The sequence below is a fragment of the Paralysiella testudinis genome, from assembly GCF_016894345.1.
In the GTDB taxonomy this organism is placed as follows: Bacteria; Pseudomonadota; Gammaproteobacteria; order Burkholderiales; family Neisseriaceae; genus Paralysiella; species Paralysiella testudinis.
Map to the genome: position 1 here is coordinate 1,406,852 of NZ_CP069798.1, position 19,556 is coordinate 1,426,407.

Consider the following 19,556-nt stretch of genomic DNA (forward strand, 5'->3'; position numbering starts at 1 on the left):
GGAAACGTCATGGCCAAAAATATCAAGTTAAATGAAATAGGCGTCAACAGCCTGCACCTGCTGCCCAAGCCTGCACAAATCGGCTTGGCTGCCGGTATTGTGATTCTGGTATGGATTTTGGCTTATTTCGCTCTGTTTAGCAGCCAATTAAGCGAAATCAGCACATTGCAGGAAGAAGAAATCCAGTTAAAAGAACAATACACCCAAAAAAGCATTCAGGCAGCCAATTTAGATACCCTGAAGCAAGAATTGGTACAACTTCGCAGTGCTTTCGAGGTTTTATTAAAGCAGCTTCCTACCGACGCGGAAATCCCCAACCTGATTCAAGAATTGCATCAGGCAGGTGCCACCAACGGAATGCGCATGAATAGCGTTAATCCTAAAGCGGCTGTGGTAGATGGCAACATCGAGAAGCTGCCCTACCAAATATCCATCAGCGGCAATTATGAACAAATCAGCCAATTTACACGTGATGTGGGCAAATTGTCGCGCATTGTGACTTTAGAGACCCTTAAACTGCGCCGTCCGAGTGATAAAGAAACCAACCTGACATTGGACGCGGTGGCCAATACCTATAAAGCCACTTCATTGAGTGACGCACCTGCAGATGCCAGCGCGCCTGTGGCTCAATAACACAAACGGGATAACAATAATGATGATACGTTTCTCTTTATTTCTTGCATTGGCCGGATTGACTGCATGTTCCGCACCCAATGAAGACTTGCAACAGTGGATGCAGAATACGCGCAATGAAGCCAAAGCTAAGGTTAAAAAAACCGAATTGCCCGAACTGCCGCCACCGGCCACTTACCAAGCACCCACTGCCGTTGGCATGAATGCTTTTAACAGCAGCCGTCTGCGAATGGGTATGCAAGGCGCCAACGCTCCGGATTTGAAGCGCCCGAAAGAAGTGTTGGAAAATTTCAGTTTGGAAAATTTGCGCTATGTCGGATCACTCAGTGGTGCGGGCAAAACCACTTCTGCCTATATTTCAGCAGATAACCATGTTTACACAGTGAAAACAGGTAATTATCTAGGTCAAAATTATGGCCGCATTAGCGCCATTGAACCCGACAAACTGGTGATTACCGAACTGGTAGAAGACACTTACGGCAATTGGACCAATCGTCGCGTTGAGCTGCCGTTGAATGCCAGCAGTCAATCCAACAACACTCAAAATTAACAACCCAAGGGATAGATAACAATGAAATTCAAAACCATGACAATTATGTCTGCCTTAGGACTGGGTTTGCTGGGTCAGGCAGCATGGGCAGGCAACATCACCGGCATCAATGTTTCGGCCTTACCAAACAACCAAAAAGTCATCAAAATCCAATTTGATCGTGATGTTACCGCCCCCAGCGGCTTCATTACCCCCAGTCCGGCGCGCATCGCCTTGGATTTTGCCAATACCGGCTTGCAATTGCCACAGTCGGTATTGGAATACAATGATCCTTTGCTTAAACAGATTGCTGCGGCGCAAAGTGCGGATCGTTCGCGCTTAATGTTGTCGTTGGCGCAGCCCGGTGAATATAAAACCGAAATCAAGGGCAATGAAGTATGGGTGTATGTGCAGGAATCGACCGCAGCACCTGCGGCTGCCCCGGCAGTAGTGCGTACTCCGCCCGTAGCTGCGGTAACTGAAGTGCGCACCGAAACCGTATACACCCCTGCACCTAAAAGCACCTCTGCTGCCAATACCCCCATCGGTGTTGACTTCCGTAAGGGTGCCAACAACAGCGGCTTGGTGGAAATCAATATCGGCAATTATAGTGGACAGCCGGAGATCAAACGTCAGGCTGACCGTTTGATGATTACTTATAAAAATGCGCCGCTGCCCACCGAGCAGCAGCGCGATCTGGATGTGACTGATTTCAGCACTCCGGTACGCACCATTGCCTTGCGCCGCTTAGGCAACGACACTCAGCTGACCATACGCATGCAAGGCAACTGGACTTTCCGCCCTTCTGGCAGCGGCAGCCGTCAAACCATCGAAATTTCACCGCAAGTGGATATGGCCAGCAGCGGCCTGAAGCCACAACAAAAATCTTTTGCCGGCAAACGCGTATCTTTGGATTTCCAAGATGTGGAAGTACGCACCATTTTGCAGATTTTGGCCAAAGAGTCGGGCATGAATATTGTGGCCAGCGATAGCGTGCAAGGCAAAATGACCATTTCACTGAAAGATGTGCCGTGGGATCAGGCATTGGACTTGGTGATGCAGGCTCGCAATCTGGATATGCGCAAGCAGGGCAATATCATCAATATTGCGCCGCGTGAAGAGTTACTCAATAAAGACAAAGCCACCTTGCAAGCACAAAATGAGATTGAAAATTTAGGGCCTTTGGTATCGCAAACTTTCCAGCTGAAATACAAAAGTGCGGAAGAATTCCGCAAAGTGTTAAATATCAGTGATAACAATAGTAACAGCAATGATCGCAACTCAATATTGACCGCTCGCGGCAGTGCCTTGATAGATCCGGCCACCAATACACTGATTATTACCGATACCCCCAATATTATTCAGAAATTTGAAAAATTGGTGGCTCAGTTGGACGTGCCTTCGCAACAAGTAATGGTAGAGGCGCGGATTGTGGAGGCACAGGATGGTTTTTCGCGTGAGCTAGGTGTGCGGTTTGGCGGCGGTTATCGCAATGTTAATGGCACCAACAGCACTACTGTAGGTGGCTTGGCCAGTGGTGCATTAGGTAGTTTCGGCGATAGTCGATTCGGTATTCCCAATGTCAATTTGCCGGTAAGCTCCCCAACATCCGCCTTGTCATTAATTCGCAGTACGGCATCGGGCGCACTGGGCTTGGAACTGCAAGCCATGCAAGAAGAAAACCGTGGCAAAATTATTTCCAGCCCGCGAGTGCTGACACAAGATCGTAAAGAGGCAGTTATTGAATCCGGTAAAGAAGTGCCTTATCAAGAAGCCTCCTCCAGTGGCGCCACCACTACCAGCTTTAAAAAAGCAGTACTGGGTTTAACCGTTACGCCGCAAATCACGCCTGATGGCAATGTGATTATGGATGTGGTGGTGAAAAAAGATTCGGTTGATTTATCTTGCTCTGCTTACGCGCCATGTATCAATACCAAAAACCTCAATACACGGGCGATGGTGGAAGATGGAGGTACGCTGATTTTGGGTGGTATTTATGAAGAAGATAACTCCAATATTGATCGCAAAGTGCCTTTGCTGGGTGATATCCCGGTGCTAGGTAATTTGTTTAAATATCAAAAACGCAATCAAAGGCGCAATGAATTGCTGATTTTCATCACCCCGCGCATTATGGGTAATGCCGGCAGTAATTTGCGCTACTAAAGCCTTAAACTCGAAGACGGCGGCTTACACCGCCAAACGGATGCCGAAACCCCCATATTCGGTTACAATGCCTGCCATGAAAAACATGGCAGGCAATTTTTTCCTGGTCGGCTTGATGGGTGCCGGCAAAACCACTTTGGGGCGGCAGTTGGCGCAGCGGTTGGGCTATGCTTTTTTTGATAGCGACCATGTCATTTGCGAGCGTACTGGCGTGCGCATTCCCATTATTTTCGAGCTGGAAGGTGAAGCTGGTTTTCGCGCCCGCGAAACGGCGGTGATTGATGAGCTCACTCAGCAAAATAATATTGTGCTGGCCACAGGGGGAGGGGCGGTATTGCAGCAAGCCAATCGGCAAGCGCTGCACCACCGTGGTACGGTGATTTATTTGCATGCATTGCCCGAATTGTTGTTGGCACGCACCCGCCACGATAAAAACCGTCCGTTATTGCAAGTGGCCGACCCCTTGGGCAAACTCACCGAGCTGTATCATCAACGCGACCCCATCTACCGAGCCACCGCCCACATCGTGGTGAACGTTACCGAACAACATAGCCTGCAGATGCTACAACAGCTGCTGCGGCAAATTGAAAACGATTTTCCCCATGCGCACGCTCAACGTTAACACCCCTTCGCACGCTTATCCTATTTTTATCGGCCACAATGTTTATCAGCAGCCGCAACAAACACTGGCGCCTTATATCGGCAAACGAGCAGCCATCATCAGCAATGAAACGGTGGCGCCACTTTATTTGCCACGCTTGCAAGCCGTATTAGACGCATTGGGCTGCGCCTATTTCAGTATTATTCTGCCCGATGGCGAAGCGCATAAAAACAGCCAAACCCTCAACATGATTTACGACGGCCTGATGCAGCACCGGGCCGAACGCAACACCACCCTGATTGCCTTGGGTGGCGGCGTTATTGGCGATATGGTCGGCTTTGCTGCGGCTACTTATCAGCGTGGCGCGCCGTTTGTGCAAATTCCCACTACGTTGCTTAGCCAAGTGGATTCTTCGGTGGGGGGCAAAACCGCCATCAACCATCCGCTGGGCAAAAACATGATTGGTGCGTTTTACCAGCCGCAAGCCGTACTGGCCGACTTAGGCAGCCTGCAAACCTTACCGGCGCGTGAATTTTCCGCCGGGATGGCCGAGGTGATTAAATATGCACTCTTGGGCGATGCCGATTTTCTCACTTGGCTGGAAAACAACATGGCTGCGCTGATGGCACAACAACCGGATGTATTGGCGCAAGCGGTTTACCATTGCTGCCAAATGAAGGCCGATATTGTGGCGCAAGACGAAAAAGAGCACGGTATTCGTGCCCATCTTAATCTTGGCCACACCTTCGGCCACGCCATCGAAGCCGAAATGGGCTATGGCCAATGGCTGCACGGTGAAGCAGTGGCTGCAGGCATGGTGCTGGCTTGCCGTTTGTCCGAAACCCTGGGCTACCTGAAAGCCGCCGATACCGAGCGCGTAATCGCACTGCTTCAGGCCGCCAATTTGCCGGTGGCGCCGCCGCGGATGCCACTGGATAAATGGCTGGCGCATATGCAGCACGATAAAAAAGTGCAAGACGGCCAAATGCGTTTTGTGGTGCTGCGCGCTTTTGGGCTGGCGGACATCGCCGGCCAAATCAACACCACCCAATTACAACACGCCTTGCAGCCTTATTTGGCTGCCTGAAACCACCCCGCAAGGACACACCATCATGACAGACAAAATCTACGGCGACGGCGCCTTTCGCCGTCAAGGCCTGATGGGCTCGGCCACCGAAAATACCTACGCCGGCGCATTGTCGTTTATGCGTCGCCGCTATAGCCGCGACGTGGCCGATGCCGATGTGGTGATTTCCGGTGTACCGCTGGACTTGGCCACCACCTTCCGCCCCGGCGCCCGCTTAGGCCCCGCCGCCATCCGCGCCGCCAGCGTGCAACTGGCTGAATTGAATTTATTTCCGTGGGGCTTCGACCCCTTTGATGATTTGGCGGTGATTGATTACGGCGACTGCTGGTTTGATGCGCATCAACCGTGGACCATCCGCGAAACCATCGTGCAACACGCCCGCGACATCATCAACCACAGCAATGCCAAAATGCTCACCTTCGGCGGCGATCACTTTATCACCTATCCTTTGCTGCAAGCACACGCCGAAAAATACGGCAAGCCCTTAAGCCTGTTGCATTTTGACGCCCATTGCGATACCTGGCCCGACGATGCCCCCGATTCGCTCAACCACGGCACGATGTTCTACAAAGCCATCAAAGACGGCCTAATCGACCCCAAAACCTCAGCGCAAGTGGGCATCCGCACATGGAACAGCGACTTTATGGGCATGAATATGCTGTTTGCACCGTGGATTAACGAACACGGCGTTGATGCCACCGTAAAGCGCATTTACGAAGTGATTGGCGATAACCCCGTTTACCTCACCTTTGATATCGACTGCCTCGACCCCGCTTTTGCCCCCGGCACCGGCACCCCGGTGGCCGGTGGTTTAAGCTCGCATCAGGCGCTGAGCATTGTGCGTGCACTGGGTGATTTGAATATTGTGGGCATGGATGTGGTGGAAGTGTCGCCCGCTTACGACAATGCCGAAATCACCGCCATTGCCGCCGCCCACATTGCCGCTGATATGCTGTGCTTGATGCGCAATAAGAAAGTGGCCGGCACATTGTAATCCAAAAAGGCATAAGCGCTTTCAGGCAGCCTAAAGCGCATTAACCTAGTCTCATGGGCTGGCGGTTTATATGTTTAGTTTTTAACTATAATTGAATTGGTAATAATAAATTTCTTTGTATTGGCTGTTTTGTTATGGTGTGGCCATCGCTGATCAATATACAGGAGCCGAATCATGTCAATCTGGCAAGAAGTCAGTGAATGGATGGGCAGTTGGTATCATACCCATCGGTCTTAATAAAGTTGCTACAATAAAGCTGTATTCAAAACCGCTTTCAGGTTGCCTGAAAGCGGTTTTCATTGTGAATAAAAGGAAACATTATGCTGTGGGCGATATTGGCGGTGGTGGCGGGTTTGGGGGCTTTGGTGTGGAGTGCTGAGCGTTTTATTGAAGGTGCAGCGGCCACGGCGCGGCATTTTGGCATGTCGCCTTTGTTGATCGGCATGGTGATTGTGGGGTTTGGCACTTCGGCGCCGGAAATGGTGGTGTCGGTGCTGGCCGCAGTAGACGGCAGCCCCGGCATTGCACTGGGCAATGCTTATGGCTCCAACATCACCAATATCGCGCTGATTTTGGGCGTTACCGCGCTGATTAGCCCGATTGCGGTGCAGCCGCAAATTGTGCGCCGTGAATTGCCGATTTTGTTGTTGGTAACAGTGCTGGCGGCTTGGCAGCTGGTTGATGGCGAACTCTCGCTGGCCGATGGTGCGGTGTTGCTGCTGGTGCTGGCGACGGTATTAACGTGGACAGTATTAAAGGGTTTGCGCGGCAAAGACAATATTGTGGTTGATGTGGCCGACGAGCTGGCCAATCCGGCCAGCCAGCCATCATTAGGCTACTCGTTGTTCTGGTTGGTGTTGGGTTTGCTGGTGTTGGTGGCCAGCTCACGCTTGCTGGTGTGGGGCGCGGTAACCATTGCGCAAAGCTTAGGCGTGAGCGATTTGCTGATCGGCCTTACCGTGGTGGCGATTGGCACATCGTTGCCGGAACTGGCTTCGTCGGTGATGGCGGCGCGCAAAGGCGAGCACGATATCGCCTTGGGCAATGTGATTGGCTCCAATTTGTTTAACACGCTGGCGGTGGTGGGCTTGGCGGCGGTGATTCATCCGATGTCGGTGGCCGCCGAAGTGCTGAGCCGTGATGTGTTGGTGATGGGACTGCTCACCGTGCTGCTGTTTGCCTTTGCTTGGTCGCGCAAGGGTCATGGCGGCCGCATTAACCGCTTTGAGGGCGGGGTGTTGCTGGCGGGGTATATCGGCTATACGGTGTATTTGCTGCAAACGGCGTTTTAATGATTGCGGCGGCAGGACTCTCGGGTTAATCAGCTAAACAATTCAGTATCAGTAAAGGCTGCCTGAAAACAAAATTTTCAGGCAGCCTTTGAGTGAATATGGTGACTGCGTCTGCTGTTGCAAAACAGGGCTTTTAAAACAGATTATCGAGCGTGTTTTTGGGTTTGGCTGCCGGCTTCTCGGCGGTTTTGTCGGTAGCGGCAGGCTTGGCTGCCGGAACATTAATCGGTTGCAGCGGTGTTTCAACAATATTGCTGCTGCCGGTTTTTAGGGCGGTTTCGGTGTTGGTGCCGGGTTTGGGTGTGGCAGCAGCAGGTGTGGTGGTGGTGGCCGGTGCTGAAGCGGTGGCGACAGCATTGTTTTTGCCCGGCACAAAGGTGGGCACGTTTTGCGATGCGCCCATTGGGGTGAGTACTTCAACTTGCTGTGTACTGCCGGCAGCAGGATTTGCCACCGGCGGGGCGATGCGGTTGAGTTCACGCCAAGCGCTGAACACAAAACCGGCCACCACCACAAACAATAAGGCCAGCAGTATCCAAAATACTTTGGCGGTGGTGCTCATGCGTTTGCGGGTTGGTTTGGCGGAGGCTTTGCTGGCAGCGGTCATGTGGGTTCCTGGCTAAAACAAGGGTTTGAATAATTTAGCGGCGTGATTATACCCGATTCAGGCAGCCTTGCGATTGAGCAGGCTGCCTGAAAACGTTTTATGGCCGGGCAACAGGCTCAAATGTTTGGTAGAGCGTGACCACTTTTTTCACTCCGGCGGTGGTGCTCACCACTTGGGTGGCGGATTGCTGTTCAGTAGGAGTGAGTACGCCCATCACATAGGTAACGCCGTTGTAGGTAACCACTTTGACATGATTGGGCGACAAACCCGGTGCGTTGAGCAAGGTGGTGCGGGCTTTGGAGGTAATCCAAGCATCGTCGGTCACATTCCACAAATTGCGGCCTTGTTGCGCCACTTCGATGTAGTTGTAGATGCGTTGTGCAGACGGTTGGGCGCGGGCAACGCGTTCAACAAAAGCCTTGTCTGCTTCGGTGGCCACCAAGCCGAGCAATACGAGCTGGCGGTTGTAGCTGATTACCGACAATTTCGGCTCGAATCCGGCGGTTTGGTTGTGGGCGCGCAAATGCGACAGGGCAGTTTCCTGAGTGCGCAATTCCATTACTTGGTCGTCGGCCTGAGCACCGGTGCTGCGTCGATCGGTGGCAGACAGGGTGCCTACGGCGGCGCCGCCGATTAAGGCGGGTACGCAGCCGCTTAAGGCGGTGGTGAGCGAAGCGGCCAGCAGCAGGGTGCAGAGGGGTTTTTTCATCGGTTTTTCCTGTGTGGATACGGATAAAGGTTGGCCAGGCATGTTGAGACTGCCTGAACAAAAATTCAAGCGGTGCCCAGCAGTAAGTGATCGATATGGTCGCACAAGGCGTGCATCAATACCGTTTGCGCTTCCCATATCCGCATGGGGCGGTTATGGGGGATGTTCAGCAGCACATCCTGGTCGTGCAGGCGGGCGGCCAGCTCGCCGCCTATGCCGCCGGTAAAGGCGATTACCGCCATGCTGCGTTCGTGTGCGGCATCGACGGCGGCCAATAAGTTCGCTTCGTTGCCCAGCGCCGAAATCAACAATAACACATCGTGTTGTTTGCCCAAGGCATGGATTTGCTTGGCAAACAGCTGCTCTGTGGGCGGGTGTTGCATTAAATGGGTGAGGATGGCGGCATTGTTGCACAAGGATAAGGCCGCCAGCTCCATGCGCTCTTGCTCTAAGCGCAGCACCAGATGGGCACACAGGCTGTCGGCTAGGGCAGCGGCAAAACCGTTGCCGCACAATAAGAGCTTGCCGTCGTTCATCAGGGCACCCAGTAGGGTTTGCGCGGCGGCGGCGGTGGGCTCGGCCAGCACGGTTTGGCATTGTGCCAACAAGGCGGCGCTGTCGATAAAATGCTGTTCGATGTGGGTGCTGCTCATAAAACCTTATCAACCTGTAATATTGGTGAGCCATTCGGGTGCTTGCCGGCCGTGAATCAAAACGGCATCAATGCGGCAAGGTTGGGTAATGCGGTGTTGCTGGATATAATACTCGGCACTGCGTTGCAGCCGCCCAAGCTTGGTGACGCCGATGCTGTGGGCGGCACCGCCGTAGGCTTGGCTTTGGCGGTAGCGCACTTCCACAAACACCAAGGTGGCTTGGTGTTCGACAATCAGATCGATTTCGCCAAACGGACAATGCCAATTGCGCACCCGCAAGCGGCAGCCTTGTTGTTGCAAAAAGCGCCATGCCGTTTCTTCGGCAGCGGCACCTTGCGGATGGTTTAAACGCATAAGCCCTCCGGGTATCGGGCGCTTGGTTTGCATGGTCTGTGGTATAGTGGCGCTGCTTTTCAGGCAGCCTATTGATCATACCGAACCGAGTATAAAACCGTGCAAACCCATTACCAAAAAGCCCTTGGCCGCATTGTACCGCAAACCTTGTATGTGGTGGCCACGCCCATCGGCAATTTGTCCGACATCACTCTACACGCGCTGGCGGTGCTGGCTAAGGTGGATTTGATTTGTGCTGAAGACACGCGCGTAACGCAGCAGCTCTTGGCCGCTTACGGCATCCAAGGCAAGCTGCTCAGTGTGCGCGAGCACAACGAGCAGCATATGGCCGATAAAGTGGTGGCGGCGCTGGCGGCAGGGCAGAGCGTGGCGCAGGTGTCGGATGCAGGCACGCCGGCGGTGTGCGATCCCGGTGCCAAGCTGGCTGCTCGCGTGCGCGAAGCCGGTTTTAAAGTGGTGCCGGTGGCCGGCCCCAGTGCGGTGATGGCGGCCTTAAGCGTGGCCGGGGTGACGCAACCCGATTTTTACTTTGCCGGTTTTCTGTCGCCCAAAAGCGGCGAGCGCCAAAAACGGCTGGCGCAGTGGCAGGAAGCGGATTACCCGGTGGTGATGTTTGAAGCGCCTCACCGCATTGCCGCCACCTTGGCCGAGATGGCGGCGCTGTATCCGCAGCGTACTTTGGTATTGGGGCGCGAAATCAGCAAAACGTTTGAAACCTTTTTATCCGGCAGCGTGGCGGAAATTCAGGCAGCCTTATTGGCTGATGCCAATCAAAACCGCGGCGAAATGGTGCTGGTGCTGCACGCTGCCGTGCGCCCCAAAGACGCTGCCTTGTCGGCGCAGGCGCAACACATTATGCAGATTTTAACTGCCGAGCTGCCCACCAAGCAGGCGGCGGTATTGGCGGCGCAAATCAGCGGTGAGAACAAAAAAGCATTGTATGATTGGGCGTTGGTGCAGAAGCAAGATAAAGGGAATTGAGCAGAACGCGATGGTATAGACGCAAAATGGATTGGATGGCCACGCCGCGATGCTGTGGTGAACCAGCTCTTTACAATCAACACTCTTCTGGTGTTGTTTGTTTATTAAAATTTGATTTTAAAGAAAAAATCTGAAACAATGCTTCGTGTCGGCAAACAATGCGGCCATTGGTTTATTTTGTTTACAACAGGATTTAAGGAGTGGATATGAGCATTGCCAAAATTATTGAAGTGAATGCCAGTAGTTCGGTGGGCTTTGAAGATGCTATTAAGAAAGGCATCGCCAAGGTATCTGAAACCGTGGATAATGTTCAAGGCGCTTGGGTTAAGGAACAAAAAGTGGTTGTAAAAGACGGCGCCATTGTGGAATACCGGGTTAACATGAGCATTACTTTTGTGGTTGCGTGATTGCAAGCCGCAAATAAAAAAGCACCGTTTAAATACGGTGCTTTTTTATTTGTTCTTTGGCGCGGCGGACGGGGCTCGAACCCGCGACCCCCGGCGTGACAGGCCGGTACTCTAACCAACTGAGCTACCACCGCGCGTGTTTCTGTGCGCGGCACAAAAACGAAAACTTGGTGGGTGATGACGGAGTCGAACCGCCGACATCCTGCTTGTAAGGCAGGCGCTCTACCAACTGAGCTAATCACCCGTACGTCTGAAGAAGCCGCTATTAAACCAGATGGCACTTTTATTGGCAAGTATTTCTGCGCAAAAATACTGCTGCTACGGATAAATTTCAGTTTTCAAATGAAATATAGTTGAGCTGAATGCTGGCAAAAGATACTGCTGCGCTGTAGATGGGCTTATGCAAGTTTAAAACAAAACATAATACCAATTCTCTGAATTAATACCAATTCTCTAAATTAACATACAATAGACCAAGCCCTAGAGGTAATCGACCGAATCAATTCAAGTTGTACACGCAACCGATTCCAAGCCGCACAAGCAGCATCTACAATCGCATCATAACCATCAAAGCATCGGTTCGATAAATCATGCTGCTTTAAATACTGCCATATCTGTTCAGACGGATTCAACTCCGGTGAATACGGCGGCAATTTCAGCATCGTCACGTTATGTAGGTTTAAATCGGCTTGATACCATAAAGCGCCATCCATAACCACCACTGCATGACGACCCTCCGGTACTTCCTTGCTGATATGCTGCATATGTAGCTGCATGGCTTGCTTATTCACATACGGCAATACCAAACCCACACTGTTGCCGCTTGAGGGGCAGAATGCCCCAAATAAGTAGGCAGACTCAAATTGCTGTTGGCGTACGACCCTCGGCCTTTGGCCGCAATAGTGCCAAACCCGGGTGATGGATCCTTGCTGGCCGATACGGGTTTCATCTTGAAACCAGATGTCTACGTCAGACAGCTCAATGTGTTCAGGCAGCACTGTCCGAACATGGTTTACGAAGTTTTTTTAAAATCATCCATTGCCTGCTGATCCGCTTTGGGATGCCGGCTGCGGGCAGATACCCAGCTGATGCCGATGCGGGACAATAAGCCGTAAATGCCTTTCGGTGTGTAGTCGGTATTAAAGTCTTCCTTGGCAATACGGGCAATATCAACAGCAGTCAGCCTGCCGCCGCCCCTTTGCTGTTGTTGTTCTACAATGGCTTGCTTAAAGGCTTCGATGTCTTTTTCGGCCAACAGGCTTTTGCGGCCTCTGCCGGGTTTGTCGTAGATGCTGTCCAGCCCATACAGCCAATAGTGCTTTCTGATGACGCTGATGCTTTGTTGATGATAGCCGAAGGTTTGTGCAATGCTGTCTAAGCTGTGACTCAAGCTCAGTTGATGCAGCATCAACAATTTGATCCGCGCTCTCGGATTTGACTCTGTTTTGGACAGTTTCAAAAAATCATGATCGGTCAGCTGGTGTTTGCGGGGCGTTAGTTTGGGCATGGTGGTGTTTGGGGGAGTTTGGGCTTGGGTTCTATTGTATTGTATTTTGTAGAATTGGTATAACATGCAATAGATCAAGCCCTAGAGGTAATCGACCGAATCAATTCAAGCTGTACACGCAACCGATTCCAAGCCACACAAGCAGCATCTACAATCGCATCATAACCATCAAAGCATCGGTTCGATAAATCATGCTGCTTTAGATATTGCCATATCTGTTCAGACGGATTCAACTCCGGTGAATACGGCGGCAATTTCAGCATCGTCACATTATGTAGGTTTAAATCGGCTTGATGCCATAAAGCGCCATCCATAACAACCACTGCATGACGACCCTCCGGTACTTCCTTGCTGATATGCTGCATATGTAGCTGCATGGCTTGCTGAACCGCCCCGACGAAGCCTTCACCTGTGCCTGCCGCAGCCGCTCGGTGTAACGTATCGACAGATACCGGCTGCCTCGGTCACTGTGGTGGATAACCCCTTTCGGGCGCCGAGCATACAAAGCCTGCGCCAATGCATCCATCACCATGTCGGTATCCATCCGCTGTGACACTTTCCAGCCGACAATACGCCGGGCAAAAACATCAATCACAAAGGCGGTGTATACAAAGCCCTGATGGGTGGTTACGTAGGTGAAATCCGCCACCCACAGCTGATTGGGACTCTCGGCGCTGAGCCGGCGTTTCACCCAATCACCTGCCCGTTGCAGTTGGGGGTCGCAAACCGTGGTGCGTTTGCCTTTGCCCCGCCACACACCCTGCATTTGATGCTTGCGCATCAGGCGCTCCACCGTACAGCGGGCAACGCGGTGACCATCCCGTAACAAAGCCCTCCAGACTTTACGTGCACCATAGATTTGGCGGCTCTGTTGCCGGATGTTGCGGATAAGGATAAGCAAATGTTCATCTTTCAGGCAGCGTCGGCTGCGCTGTTGCGGATGTTGGGATTGCTGTTGATGGCGATAGTAGCTTGACGGGGCAATCGGCCGATAACGGCCAAGCGACCCGACCCCGTAAGCGGTTTTGTGGCGATTGATAAAGTCGACCATTACTTGGGTTTGCGGTCGAGTTCCGCCCGGGCGAAAAAGCGGCAGCCAAGCGTAGGATTTCATTGGCGCGCTGTAATTCTTTATTCTCTTTTTCCAGTTGCTTGATGCGTCGGGCATCGTTAACGGCTTGGCCGTTATCGGCCATATCGGCTTCATGTCGTTTAATTTAGCTGCGCAGGGTTTCGGGTGAACAGCCTATTTTGGTGGCGATGGCGACTATGTTCATCCATTGGGTTGGATATTCGCTGCGTTGCTCTTGTACCAGTCGAATGGCGCGTTGCTTTACTTCGGGTGCGTATTTGCTTTTCATGATGAGATTCTCTCAGAAAGTTGTGTCTCCTGGAATCTCGGGGCGGTTCAATGTTGTAAATAAAAGCCGTATGATTGTGCATCATACGGCTTTTTGTAGGCTAATTCAGCTTTTTGCGCAGCGCCACCACAATAGAGGCTTTGCGTTCACACCATTCAACCGGAATCACATATGAGCGGTCTTTGCGGGGTAGGGTGATTTCATCGGGGGCGCCTTTAATTACAAAAGGCACTGAAATATCAAAATTCTCGCCAAATTCACTGCGGGCATTACCTGAAATGGTATTGGCTACCTCGCCCACCAAGTCAATCATATTGGCTTCGCTCAAATCGCGTTCGCCCAACATCACCAGCATGCGCTCCAGCAAATCCTTGGGGGCGGTAAAGTATACAATGCCCTCGCTGATGCCGGAAATACCGATAATGCCGGTATAGTCTTTGGCCGCAGGGTGGGTGTTTTCCACCAAGTAGGGCGTGCCAACGGTGATTTCATTTTTGCTGATTTGTTGGAAATAGTTATTAACACCGTTAATAAATACCTGTAATTGTTCTTCAGTCACAACATTATCCTTACTTTAGTTTTCAATAATTTCGGTTAAGGCTTCATTCAGTGCTTCATCACTGAACGGCTTGTAAACAAAACCGCGTGCACCCAGCTCAATGGCTTTAATGCCGGTGGCTTTGTCGGATAGGGCGGAAATCACTAAGATATTGACTTCCGGGTCCAGCTCCATGAGTTCATTGATGCATTTTAAGCCATCCATCTTCGGCATGGTTAAATCCATGGTGACCACATCGGGGCGAAGTTCGCTATAAAAACGCAGCGCTTCTTCGCCATTTTGGGCGGTGGCCACAACTTCAAAGTGGCCGGCGCACGCCCGCTGGATTTTACTTCGGATAACGTTGGAGTCATCCACAATCATAATGGTTTTCATATTTTTGCTTATTCCCTTGCTAATCAATTCGGAATTTTAAACATAAACCGGGTAAATGCCCCCTTTTCGGACATCAGCTTTAATTTACCGCCCAGTTCCATAATTTTGGTTTTTACTGCATCTAAGCCAACACCACGTCCGGCATCATCATTGTGATAATCCAAAGTGGAAAAATTGGGTATAAAGATATAGCGGTTTAGTTGCTCAACCGTTAGCTGGGCTGCGTCGGACGGGCTCATGCTGGCACCGACTTTGGCTCGAATTTTTTCATAATCAATGCCGGCACCGTCGTCTTCTACGGAGAAATAAAGCTCATTGCCGGTTTGGTTGAATTGAATATGTACATGACCCACCGCCAATTTACCTTTGGCGGTGCGTTCTTCTGCGCTTTCAATACCATGCGCCACAGAGTTGCGCAACAGTTGTACCACCATTTCACGTAATAACGATATTTTTTCCGGCTTAAGGCTGTTTAATACGTCTGCATTGCCAAAAGAAACCCCCACCTGTTTGCGGTTGCGCATACCCAAATCAGCAATGAATTTTTCGATATGGGTTTTAAATACTATTGCCGGTAAGCCGTGTGCAGAGGCATTGTTGAGGTCGTGGCCCACTTTGCTGTTCAAGTCATTGATGGTTGAGGTGAGGGTGAGCAATTCTTCCAGAGAAACCGTTAAAGGCAAGAAGTCTTCACCTACCAGTTTGTTTTTCTCTTTCAGGTTTTTAAGGTGGTTTTCAAATTCGTTGGCCAAATCCACAAAGCTGCCTAAGTTCAGCGCACTGGCCTCGCCTTTAATGGTGTGGATTTCACGGGCGATGGAGTCTACTTTATAGCGCAGGGCAGAAGGTGTATTGCTGGGGTCTTTCAGGGTTTGGTTGATCTGGTTGCTGTAGCGGTTTACTTTTTCGATAAAGTCGTTCATCACGCTGGGGTCGGCGCTCACCAAGCTGCCCAACATTTGCAATTGGGTATCGCTTTGCTCACGTTCTTGTTGCAGACGTTCTTGCAGACGTACGGCATCGGTGGTATCGGCCACGCTGCCCAAAATACGGATGATTTCTTTGCCGTTGTAAACGCGGTTAAAGCGGAAATCAAGATATTTGACCACCGATTCGCCTTGTGGGCTTTGCATGGTAACCTGAATCCGGCTGAGCGGGTTCAAGTCGGCAATCAGTTTTTCTTTAACGCGGCCGTTATAGAGCTGATTTACAAAGCTGTGCGTCATTTGCACGTCTTCGCTGTTCACCAAGTCTTTGAGTAAGTCCACCAAGCTTAAGCCTGCAATGTCTTTACGCCCTAGAATTTTAATCAACTCGGTAGAATATTGACTACCGATTTTTAAGTTGCGATCCAGCAGGAACAAGCCGCTGTTTACCGTGGTCATGATTTCTTTAATTTCTTCATTGGCCTGTGCTGCACTGCGGTCGGCAGACAGCAGGCGGCTCATAAAGAAGCGGATAAAGAAGATAAAGTAGGCCAATACAACCGCAATGGCAGCTACCTGAATCCAGCGTAACACGGTGGCTGTGGTTTGGGCTTGTTCTTGAACTGCTTCGGCTACCGCTGATACTTCGCTAAACAAAATACGGTTTTTGTCTTGGGCGCTCAGCACCGCCAAGTCTAAGGTGGTGCTGTCGTTGCGGATGGAGCCTGCGTCTTTCAAATAGGTACTGAGCACCTCATTCAGGGGCTGCCAGTTTTCTTGCAGTGTGACCAGTGATTTTTTAATCTCAGGATCAGTTAGTCCGCTCAGTTGTACTTGGCCATGTTCATCGTTTATCTGCCCACCGGTTGAAAACGCGTGCAAGTGCTCATTAAACAATTTTTGGTTGTCGCGCAGGCTTTGCAGCGAAGCTTTTACCACCGGACTGTTCGGGTCTTCGCCATAGTAGAGCTTAAGGTTATAGAGCTCTTTAATGATAGACTGAATACTGGTTTGCATATAACCAGCTTCGGTTACGGTTTGGTTGGCGTTTTGGATGCGGTTGGACGAAAAGATGTTTACCAGCAAAATCAAAACGAACAGCACCACCAAAACCGCAATGGAGACGATGAGCGAACGATAGCGGGAACCAGACGCCTTGCCTACCTTGTTTTTCATAAAGCAGCCCTACCTTAAAATTAAAGAGTGATTGAGTGTGTTGAGTGCAGATTTGCTCTTAAATCTATTTTAACATCATTAAAACAGTTTAAGATTTGTGGATTGAAATTACATTTTAAGCCATGCAATCTTATCTCACAAATAATATTTTCAAGTTTTGAGATTTATTCAATAAATACGCAGATAACATATTTTATGCTTGTATTGTACTACAATATTTTTGTTATCAATAATTTATATGCATTTTGGATTTCAAAATTATGCTCACATGCCGGATAATTATAAGATAATTAAAATATTTAAAATTAAATAATTGGAATCAATGCCATGACACATACCTTGCCATTACAAGCCCCTTTATTGGGCACCTTGCCGCCGGTTTTTTATGAGGCCGTTCGCCCCACGGCTTTACAGCAGCCGGTGGCGATGGCGTTTAATACCAGCTTGGCCAAGGTCTTGGGCGTGGCTGTCGATGCACTGGATTGTCCGCCTAATCTGTTGGCGCTTTCAGGCAGCCTGAAACAGTATCCGCAAGCACCGTTGGCCACAGTGTATAGCGGCCATCAGTTTGGTGTGTATGTGCCGCAATTGGGCGATGGCCGTGCCATATTGTTGGGCGATTCGATTGATGCTGTAGGCCGACGTTGGGAATGGCAGCTTAAAGGGGCGGGCAAAACACCGTATTCGCGTTTTGCCGATGGCCGTGCGGTGTTGCGCTCCAGCATTCGCGAATATTTGTGCTCCGAAGCCATGCACGGGCTGGGTATTGCCACCACGCGCGCGCTGGCGTTAACGGGCAGCAACGATGCGGTTTATCGCGAAACCGCCGAAACTGCAGCGGTGGTAACCCGCATTGCGCCCAGTTTTTTGCGCTTCGGCCATTTTGAGTATTTTTATCACCGCAGTCGCCACGAATACATCCAACCCTTGGCAGACTTTTTGCTCCGCCATCATTATCCTGAATGCGCCACTGCCGAAGCGCCGTATTTGGCGCTGTTTAACGCCATTGTGAGCCGCAGTGCTGAGCTGGTGGCGGGCTGGCAAAGCGTGGGCTTTACCCACGGTGTGCTCAATACCGACAATATGTCTTTGCTGGGGCTGAGCATCGATTACGGCCCGTTTGGTTTTATGGACGGCTTTTCCCAGCATTATGTGCCCAATCATTCCGATGACGGCGGACGCTATGCCTATAAAGAGCAGCCGTATATCTTCCAGTGGAATTTGTCGTGCTTGGCGTCGGCGTTTTTGCCGCTGGTGGCCGAAGCGGATTTGGTGCGTGCGCTGGATGATTTTGTGCCGTTGTATTGGCACAGCTATTGGCGGCGGATGCGAGCCAAATTGGGATTGAATACCGAAGTGCGTGACGATGAAATGCTGATTAGCGGCTTGCTTGCCGCCATGCATGCCGACCGGGTGGATTTCACTTTGATGTTCCGCTATTTAAGCGAGATTGATGCCGACGACACCGCTGCGCTGCCGGAAAAACTCATTGCTTTATGGGAGAACCGCCATGCGTTGGCGAGCTGGGTGGCGCGTTATCGCCAGCGTTTGCGCACCGAAAACCGCGATGCAGTCGAACGCAAGGCGGCGATGGATGCGGTAAATCCGCTGTATGTGTTGCGTAATTATTTGTTGGAACAAGCGATTGTGCAGGCGCGCGACTTGGCCGACTACCGTGAAATTGACCGTTTGCAACGCTGTATGGCCGATCCTTTCACCGAGCGGGCGGAATTTGCCGATTTTGCTGTGCTGCCACCGGCTTGGGCGAGTGAAATTTGTTTGAGCTGTTCTAGCTAATATAAAGGGTAATGAATCAATAAGGCTGCCTGAAAACTTTGTTTTCAGGCAGCCTTTTCATTGCAAACGGTTTTATACCAATTCTATAACACAGGGGGCTTAGGAAGCAAAATCACGCTAGAGGTTTTTCTCTAAGCATTTTTAATAAAGTCTTATACACGTTTTGATGGCGGTGATTGAAACGGAACTCTGTTTCTTTCAAGTGTAAGTAAAAAGTGTGTTTGGCAACACCTTTAAACTTTGCCAAACGCCCTTTGGCATAGCTCCAAAAGGATTCTATCCCATTGATATGCTGATTGCCACGGGCAAACTCGTTGTTGCCATGGTGCACCCGAAAGTGTTTTTCGTAGCCGACATCAACCAAGCCATCATAGGCACGCCAACCATCGGTATTGATGATGCTTTGCACATCAAGATGTCCGCGAATGACCTTTAACAGCGTAGCTTTGGCGGCATTGGGTACAATTTCGGTATAAACAGTCTCACCTCGTTTGAGAATACCGAACACAATGGTTTTACCACCTGCGCCACGCCCACGTTTACCGCGTATGCGTTTGGCACCGAAATAAGACTCATCCATTTCGACGATGCCGGATAAAGGCGCATTATGCTCAGCCAACTGCGCTAAACGAACACGCAGTTTAAGATATAGGTTGTTGATGCTGCGCACACTAATACCGGTCAAACGGGCAGTATCAGAAGCGGTCAAATCAAGTGCGAAGTAGCGGATGATTTGACGGAATTTCGGTTCAGAGATTTTGCTGAACTTTTGGTATCTATTTTTTATAGGCATATCTGAAGCTTATCACTAAATATCGTGATTTTGCTTCCTAAGCCCCAACACA

At 50.7% G+C, this 19,556-nt stretch carries 22 protein-coding genes, 2 tRNA genes, 1 pseudogene and 1 other annotated feature; of the genes and pseudogenes, 10 read left to right on the plus strand and 15 right to left on the minus strand.

The genetic code is table 11. The features are described 5' to 3' along the window. Positions 1-9: 9 nt before the first annotated feature. The 7 genes from JQU52_RS07295 to JQU52_RS07325 all read left to right on the plus strand — a co-directional run bounded on the left by JQU52_RS07295 (position 10) and on the right by JQU52_RS07325 (position 7,299). Positions 10-633: a type IV pilus inner membrane component PilO gene (locus JQU52_RS07295; protein ID WP_230340451.1), complete on the plus strand. Its 624-nt coding sequence runs from the start codon at positions 10-12 to the stop codon at positions 631-633. Then, on the plus strand, positions 608-1,183 hold the full coding sequence (locus JQU52_RS07300; protein ID WP_328301340.1) for a pilus assembly protein PilP: 576 nt from the start codon (positions 608-610) through the stop codon (positions 1,181-1,183). Before JQU52_RS07295 ends, JQU52_RS07300 begins: the two co-directional genes overlap by 26 nt. 21 nt (positions 1,184-1,204) lie before the next feature. Then, on the plus strand, positions 1,205-3,325 hold the full coding sequence (gene pilQ, locus JQU52_RS07305) for a type IV pilus secretin PilQ (protein ID WP_230340452.1): 2,121 nt from the start codon (positions 1,205-1,207) through the stop codon (positions 3,323-3,325). A gap of 67 nt (positions 3,326-3,392) precedes the next feature. Further along, positions 3,393-3,947 carry a shikimate kinase gene (locus JQU52_RS07310; RefSeq protein ID WP_230340453.1) on the plus strand — a complete coding sequence of 185 codons (555 nt, stop codon included), beginning with the start codon at positions 3,393-3,395 and terminating at the stop codon, positions 3,945-3,947. Continuing rightward, positions 3,928-5,013, plus strand: a complete 1,086-nt coding sequence (gene aroB, locus JQU52_RS07315; protein ID WP_230340454.1) for a 3-dehydroquinate synthase — start codon at positions 3,928-3,930, stop codon at positions 5,011-5,013. The genes JQU52_RS07310 and aroB overlap by 20 nt, the downstream gene beginning before the upstream one ends. A 25-nt stretch (positions 5,014-5,038) precedes the next feature. Further along, positions 5,039-6,007 carry an agmatinase gene (gene speB / locus JQU52_RS07320; RefSeq protein WP_230340455.1) on the plus strand — a complete coding sequence of 323 codons (969 nt, stop codon included), beginning with the start codon at positions 5,039-5,041 and terminating at the stop codon, positions 6,005-6,007. 320 nt (positions 6,008-6,327) lie between these two features. Then, complete coding sequence (locus tag JQU52_RS07325; protein WP_230340456.1) at positions 6,328-7,299, plus strand: calcium/sodium antiporter; 972 nt, start codon at positions 6,328-6,330, stop codon at positions 7,297-7,299. A 133-nt stretch (positions 7,300-7,432) separates the two neighbouring features. On the opposite strand, the gene JQU52_RS07330 is transcribed toward JQU52_RS07325, so the two are convergent. The 4 genes from JQU52_RS07330 to JQU52_RS07345 all read right to left on the minus strand — a co-directional run bounded on the left by JQU52_RS07330 (position 7,433) and on the right by JQU52_RS07345 (position 9,622). Then, positions 7,433-7,906, minus strand: coding sequence for a hypothetical protein (locus tag JQU52_RS07330; protein ID WP_230340457.1), 474 nt, complete (start codon positions 7,904-7,906; stop codon positions 7,433-7,435). Positions 7,907-8,003: 97 nt separating this feature from the next. Continuing rightward, complete coding sequence (locus JQU52_RS07335; protein WP_230340458.1) at positions 8,004-8,615, minus strand: BON domain-containing protein; 612 nt, start codon at positions 8,613-8,615, stop codon at positions 8,004-8,006. Positions 8,616-8,680: 65 nt separating this feature from the next. Further along, positions 8,681-9,268, minus strand: coding sequence for an SIS domain-containing protein (locus JQU52_RS07340; RefSeq protein WP_230340459.1), 588 nt, complete (start codon positions 9,266-9,268; stop codon positions 8,681-8,683). A 9-nt stretch (positions 9,269-9,277) separates the two neighbouring features. Then, on the minus strand, positions 9,278-9,622 hold the full coding sequence (locus tag JQU52_RS07345) for a YraN family protein (protein ID WP_230340460.1): 345 nt from the start codon (positions 9,620-9,622) through the stop codon (positions 9,278-9,280). Between the two features lie 99 nt (positions 9,623-9,721). On the opposite strand from JQU52_RS07345, the gene rsmI reads away from it, so the two are divergent. After that, complete coding sequence (gene rsmI, locus JQU52_RS07350; RefSeq protein WP_230340461.1) at positions 9,722-10,603, plus strand: 16S rRNA (cytidine(1402)-2'-O)-methyltransferase; 882 nt, start codon at positions 9,722-9,724, stop codon at positions 10,601-10,603. Between the two features lie 206 nt (positions 10,604-10,809). After that, entirely contained in the window at positions 10,810-11,010 is a 201-nt protein-coding gene (locus JQU52_RS07355) for a dodecin family protein (RefSeq protein WP_230340462.1), read from the plus strand. Between the two features lie 57 nt (positions 11,011-11,067). On the opposite strand, the gene JQU52_RS07360 is transcribed toward JQU52_RS07355, so the two are convergent. From JQU52_RS07360 to JQU52_RS07405, 10 genes and pseudogenes are all read right to left on the minus strand, one after another. After that, a tRNA-Asp gene (locus tag JQU52_RS07360) sits at positions 11,068-11,144 on the minus strand. 34 nt (positions 11,145-11,178) lie between these two features. Then, positions 11,179-11,254, minus strand: a tRNA-Val gene (locus tag JQU52_RS07365). Between the two features lie 214 nt (positions 11,255-11,468). Continuing rightward, a complete protein-coding gene (locus JQU52_RS07370) occupies positions 11,469-12,008 on the minus strand; it encodes an IS630 family transposase (protein ID WP_230340463.1) in 540 nt (179 codons plus the stop codon). A 14-nt stretch (positions 12,009-12,022) separates the two neighbouring features. Further along, entirely contained in the window at positions 12,023-12,517 is a 495-nt protein-coding gene (locus tag JQU52_RS07375; RefSeq protein ID WP_230340464.1) for a winged helix-turn-helix domain-containing protein, read from the minus strand. 74 nt (positions 12,518-12,591) lie between these two features. Then, positions 12,592-12,894 carry a transposase gene (locus JQU52_RS07380; protein WP_407947613.1) on the minus strand — a complete coding sequence of 101 codons (303 nt, stop codon included), beginning with the start codon at positions 12,892-12,894 and terminating at the stop codon, positions 12,592-12,594. A 14-nt stretch (positions 12,895-12,908) separates the two neighbouring features. Further along, positions 12,909-13,724, minus strand: a pseudogene (locus tag JQU52_RS07385) (IS3 family transposase); the annotation flags it as partial. Continuing rightward, positions 13,494-13,609 (minus strand) — a sequence feature (AL1L pseudoknot). It overlaps the preceding pseudogene by 116 nt. A 10-nt stretch (positions 13,725-13,734) precedes the next feature. After that, positions 13,735-13,878, minus strand: coding sequence for a hypothetical protein (locus JQU52_RS07390; RefSeq protein WP_230340465.1), 144 nt, complete (start codon positions 13,876-13,878; stop codon positions 13,735-13,737). 100 nt (positions 13,879-13,978) lie between these two features. Further along, positions 13,979-14,437 (minus strand): chemotaxis protein CheX, encoded by a 459-nt coding sequence (locus JQU52_RS07395; RefSeq protein WP_230340466.1) that lies wholly within the window; start codon positions 14,435-14,437, stop codon positions 13,979-13,981. Positions 14,438-14,452: 15 nt separating this feature from the next. Next, the gene (locus tag JQU52_RS07400) at positions 14,453-14,812 is read right to left on the minus strand and encodes a response regulator (RefSeq protein ID WP_230340467.1); all 360 of its coding nucleotides are present in this window, start codon (positions 14,810-14,812) and stop codon (positions 14,453-14,455) included. Positions 14,813-14,835: 23 nt separating this feature from the next. Further along, on the minus strand, positions 14,836-16,914 hold the full coding sequence (locus JQU52_RS07405) for an ATP-binding protein (protein WP_230340468.1): 2,079 nt from the start codon (positions 16,912-16,914) through the stop codon (positions 14,836-14,838). 327 nt (positions 16,915-17,241) lie between these two features. On the opposite strand from JQU52_RS07405, the gene JQU52_RS07410 reads away from it, so the two are divergent. Then, on the plus strand, positions 17,242-18,711 hold the full coding sequence (locus tag JQU52_RS07410) for a protein adenylyltransferase SelO (protein ID WP_230340469.1): 1,470 nt from the start codon (positions 17,242-17,244) through the stop codon (positions 18,709-18,711). Between the two features lie 112 nt (positions 18,712-18,823). On the opposite strand, the gene JQU52_RS07415 is transcribed toward JQU52_RS07410, so the two are convergent. After that, positions 18,824-19,504: an IS1595 family transposase gene (locus JQU52_RS07415; RefSeq protein ID WP_230340470.1), complete on the minus strand. Its 681-nt coding sequence runs from the start codon at positions 19,502-19,504 to the stop codon at positions 18,824-18,826. Between the last annotated feature and the right edge of the window lie 52 nt (positions 19,505-19,556).

Coding starts and splice junctions, on each gene's coding strand:
- pilQ (WP_230340452.1), top strand. CDS start 1,205: ATGAAATTCAAAACCATGACAATTATGTCTGCCTTAGGACTGGGTTTG.
- JQU52_RS07335 (WP_230340458.1), bottom strand. CDS start 8,615: ATGAAAAAACCCCTCTGCACCCTGCTGCTGGCCGCTTCGCTCACCACC.
- JQU52_RS07390 (WP_230340465.1), bottom strand. CDS start 13,878: ATGAAAAGCAAATACGCACCCGAAGTAAAGCAACGCGCCATTCGACTG.
- JQU52_RS07415 (WP_230340470.1), bottom strand. CDS start 19,504: ATGCCTATAAAAAATAGATACCAAAAGTTCAGCAAAATCTCTGAACCG.
- JQU52_RS07355 (WP_230340462.1), top strand. CDS start 10,810: ATGAGCATTGCCAAAATTATTGAAGTGAATGCCAGTAGTTCGGTGGGC.
- JQU52_RS07375 (WP_230340464.1), bottom strand. CDS start 12,517: ATGCCCAAACTAACGCCCCGCAAACACCAGCTGACCGATCATGATTTT.
- JQU52_RS07380 (WP_407947613.1), bottom strand. CDS start 12,894: ATGCAGCTACATATGCAGCATATCAGCAAGGAAGTACCGGAGGGTCGT.
- JQU52_RS07330 (WP_230340457.1), bottom strand. CDS start 7,906: ATGACCGCTGCCAGCAAAGCCTCCGCCAAACCAACCCGCAAACGCATG.
- JQU52_RS07295 (WP_230340451.1), top strand. CDS start 10: ATGGCCAAAAATATCAAGTTAAATGAAATAGGCGTCAACAGCCTGCAC.
- JQU52_RS07325 (WP_230340456.1), top strand. CDS start 6,328: ATGCTGTGGGCGATATTGGCGGTGGTGGCGGGTTTGGGGGCTTTGGTG.
- JQU52_RS07345 (WP_230340460.1), bottom strand. CDS start 9,622: ATGCGTTTAAACCATCCGCAAGGTGCCGCTGCCGAAGAAACGGCATGG.
- JQU52_RS07310 (WP_230340453.1), top strand. CDS start 3,393: ATGCCTGCCATGAAAAACATGGCAGGCAATTTTTTCCTGGTCGGCTTG.
- speB (WP_230340455.1), top strand. CDS start 5,039: ATGACAGACAAAATCTACGGCGACGGCGCCTTTCGCCGTCAAGGCCTG.
- JQU52_RS07300 (WP_328301340.1), top strand. CDS start 608: ATGCCAGCGCGCCTGTGGCTCAATAACACAAACGGGATAACAATAATG.
- JQU52_RS07410 (WP_230340469.1), top strand. CDS start 17,242: ATGACACATACCTTGCCATTACAAGCCCCTTTATTGGGCACCTTGCCG.
- JQU52_RS07400 (WP_230340467.1), bottom strand. CDS start 14,812: ATGAAAACCATTATGATTGTGGATGACTCCAACGTTATCCGAAGTAAA.
- JQU52_RS07405 (WP_230340468.1), bottom strand. CDS start 16,914: ATGAAAAACAAGGTAGGCAAGGCGTCTGGTTCCCGCTATCGTTCGCTC.
- aroB (WP_230340454.1), top strand. CDS start 3,928: ATGCGCACGCTCAACGTTAACACCCCTTCGCACGCTTATCCTATTTTT.
- JQU52_RS07340 (WP_230340459.1), bottom strand. CDS start 9,268: ATGAGCAGCACCCACATCGAACAGCATTTTATCGACAGCGCCGCCTTG.